The sequence below is a fragment of the Streptomyces sp. OfavH-34-F genome (assembly GCF_022347745.1).
Classification (GTDB): domain Bacteria; phylum Actinomycetota; class Actinomycetes; order Streptomycetales; family Streptomycetaceae; genus Streptomyces.
This window is the reverse complement of record NZ_JAKRGC010000455.1, coordinates 1-3917: the sequence shown is the minus strand read 5'-3', so window position 1 is coordinate 3917 and position 3917 is coordinate 1. Positions and strand designations below refer to the sequence as shown.

Genomic DNA, 3917 nt, shown 5'->3' with positions numbered 1-3917 from the left:
CCGGGCCCACGGGGGCCCCCCCCCGCCCCGCCCCGCCCCACCCGGACCCGGCCCCCGGAACATCGCGGAGGCGATCGCCGCCCATGCCCGCCGCACCCCGCACGCCGTCGCCCTGCGCTCCGACACCGAGACGCTCACGTACGCGGAACTGGACGCCCGCTCCGACCGCCTGGCCGCCCACCTCACCGCCGCCGGTGTACGCCGGGAGGCACGCGTCGCGGTCCTCATGGAGCGCGGGGTGCTGTACGCCGTCACCGCCCTCGCCGTCCTCAAGAGCGGAGGCGTCTACGTCCCCCTCGACACCCGCGCGCCGCACGCCCGCCGGCTCCGCGTCGTCACCGAAGCGGACGCCGCGGTCCTGGTCGTCGGACCCGGCCACGCTCCCGGCACACCGCCCGCTGAACGCCCCGTCGTCATCGACGCGGCCGAAGCCCTGGCGGCACCGCCCGCACCGGGACGCGCCCTCCCGGACGAACCCCCCGTTCCGGACCAACTGGCCTGCGTCATCTTCACCTCGGGGTCCACCGGCGTCCCCAAGGGCGTCGCCCTCACCCACGGCGGCATCCTCGCCCTCGCCGCCGACGCCTGCTACGAACCCACCACCGCCCGCCGGATGGTGATGCACTCACCCCACTCGTTCGACGCCTCCACCATGGAACTGTGGGTGCCCCTCCTCAACGGCGGCGAGGTCGTCATCGCTCCGCCCGGCGACCTGGACCTGCGCACCCTGCGACGGCTGCTCACCGAGACCCGCCCCACCAGCCTCTGGCTGACCGCCGGCCTCTTCCAGCTCGTCGCCGAGGAGGACCCCGCCTGCCTCGGCGGCCTCGACGTGGTGTGGACCGGCGGCGACGTCGTCTCGCCCCGCGCCGTCCGCACCGTACGACGCCACTGCCCCGACACCGCGGTCGTCAACGGCTACGGACCGGCCGAGGCGACCACCTGCGCCACCTGGCACCAGGTCACCGACGCCGACGTCGCCGCCGGCACGGGCCGCAGGGGCATCCCCGTCGGCCGCCCCCTGGACGGCGGCCGCGCCTACGTCCTGGACACCGGACTCCAGCCCGTGCCCGCCGGCGTGACGGGCGAGCTCTACCTCGCCGGCACCGGCATCGCCCGCGGCTACCTCGACCGCCCCGCACAGACCGCCGAACGCTTCGTCGCCGACCCCTACGGCCCCCCGGGCGCCCGCATGTACCGGACCGGCGACCTCGCGCGCTGGCTGCCGGACGGCACCCTGGCCTTCGCCGGACGCGCCGACGGACAGGTCAAACTGCGGGGCTTCCGCATCGAGACCGACGAGGTGGCGGCCGCACTCATCGAACACGCCACCGTCGCCCAGGCCGTCGTGGCGGTACGCGAGAACCCGCCCGGCAGGAAGCGGCTCGCCGCCTGGGTCGTCCCCGCCGAAGGCACCCGGCCCGACCCGGAGACCCTACGGCAGCACCTCGCCGCCACCCTCCCCTCGTACATGGTCCCCGCGGACTGGGCCGTCCTGGACACGCTGCCGCTCACCCGCAACGGCAAACCGGACCGGACCGCCCTGCCCGAACCGGGCCCGGCACGCCCGCACCCGCCGCAGGACACCGCCGCCGACCCCACCACCGCCCCACCCCGCACCGCACGGGAGAAGACCCTCCTGGCCCTCTACGCCGAACTCCTGCGCACCCCCACGATCGGCCTCCACGACGGCTTCTTCGACTCCGGCGGCGACAGCATCGTCGCCATCCAGCTCGTCAGCCGCGCCCACGAGGCCGGACTGCGCATCACCGTGAACGACCTCTTCCGCGCACCCACCGTCGCCGCACTCGCCGCCCGCGCCGAACCCGTACACGCCCCGGACCCGGCCGCCACGGAGTCCGACGACACCGGCCCGCTCCCGGCGACCCCCATCGTCCACTGGTGGCGCGAACAGGGCGGCGACCTCGACACGTTCAGCCAGCACATGGTGATCCGCACCCCCGCCGGACTCACCCCCGACCGCCTCACCACCGCCCTCCAGACACTCGTCGACCGGCACGCCGCCCTGCGCATGCGCCTCGACACCACCGGCGGAACGTGGCGACTCCACGTCCACCCGCCCGGCCACGTCCACGTCGACGACCGCGTCCACCACATCCCCGCCCCCGCGGACGAACCGCCCCGCCTGCCCCCCGACACCCTGGACCGGGCCCTCGCACGCCTCGCCCCCACCGAAGGACGCCTGCTCTCCGCAGCCTTCCTCGACCGGGGCCCCGACACGTCCGGACGCCTCCTCCTCGTCCTTCACCACCTCGCCGTCGACGCCGTCTCCTGGCGGATTCTGCTCGCCGACCTGGCCGCCGCCGACCGGGCCCTCACCGCGGGCAGCACCCCCGCACTCCCGCCGCCACCGGTGACCTTCCCGACCTGGGTCCGCACCGTACGAGCCCAGGGAACCGAAGGAACCCGCCGCACGGAACTGCCCCTGTGGACCGGGATCACGGCCGGCCAGGACCCCGCACTCGCCGACCCCCCGGCCCTCCCGGCCGCGGCCACCGCTGCGGAGACCCGCGCCCTGGCCGCCACCCTCCCGCCCGGACGGACCCTGCCCCTGCTCACCGAAGTGGGCGCGGCCTTCCACTGCGGCATCGAACCCGTCCTCCTCACCGGCCTCGCCCTCGCCGTCGAGGAATGGCGCCGCCGCCGCGGCAGGGCACCGGCCCCCGACGGCCTCCTCATCGACCTGGAATCCCACGGCCGCCCCGACCACCCCGACACGGACCTGTCCCGGACCGTCGGCTGGCTGACCGCCCTCCACCCCGTCAGACTCCCCGCCACCCACTGCTCCTGGCACGACGTACGCAGCGCCGGAACCGGCCTCGGCCACGCGCTCCGCCGGACCAAGGAAGCACTCCGCGCGATTCCCGACCGAGGCATCGGCTACGGCATCCTGCGCCACCTCGACCCGGCGGCCGGCCCCGCGCTCCAGGGCCACACCCCACCCCAGATCGGGTTCAACTACCTCGGCCGCCTCACCACCGACACCGGCACGGACTGGACCACCACCGGAGAACAGCTCCCGTCCCGCACCGCCTCGGCCACCGCCCGGCCCGGCGGCCACCTCCTCGACATCAACGCGATGACCACCGACGGACCCGAAGGCCCCCGGCTCACCGCCTCGCTCAGCTGGACCGCCGGCCGGCTCACCGACACCGAGGCACGTCTCCTCACCGACCTGTGGTTCGCGGCCCTCGACTCACTCATCCTGCACGCACGGACCCGCGGCAGCGGTGGCCGCAGCCCCTCCGACCTGCCGCTCGTCGAACTCAGCCAGGACGAGATCGACCGGCTCGAACAGACCTACCCCGACCTGGCGGACGTCCTCCCGCTCACCCCGCTCCAGGAGGGACTCCTCTTCCACGCCCTGTACGCCCCGCACGCCCCGGACGTCTACCAGGCACAGTGCGTCCTCACCCTCCACGGCCACCTGGACCCCGACACCCTGCGCGCGGCGACCCGCGCCCTCACGACCCGCCACCCCCACCTCGCCGCCGCCTTCGTCCACCACGGGCTGCGCCACCCCGTCCAGGTCGTACCCCGCACAGCCGCGCCGGGCTGGCGCCTGATCGACCTCACGGGCGTCTCCGAGAGCCACCAGGAACGCGTCTTCGACCGCCTCAACCGGGCCGACCTCGCCGACCGCTTCCACCCCGACGAACCACCGCTGCTCCGCTTCACCCTCACCCGCTGGGGACCGGACGAACACCGGCTCGTCCTGACCAACCACCACCTGGTCATCGACGGCTGGTCGATGCCCCTCCTCGTCGGGGAACTGCTCGACCTGTACGCCCACGGCGGCGACCCGACCGCACTGCCCCCGGCCACCCCCTACCGCGACCACCTCGCCCTACTGGCCGGCCGCGACGCCCCCGCCGCCCGCGCGGCCTGGCGCGCCG

The 3917-nt window shown here is 75.3% G+C and carries 1 protein-coding gene; it reads left to right on the top strand.

Annotation, left to right across the window (positions count from 1 at the left end; translation table 11 throughout):
- On the top strand, positions 1-3917 hold a 3917-nt coding region (locus MHW47_RS33160), incomplete at both ends, for an amino acid adenylation domain-containing protein (RefSeq protein WP_239227555.1).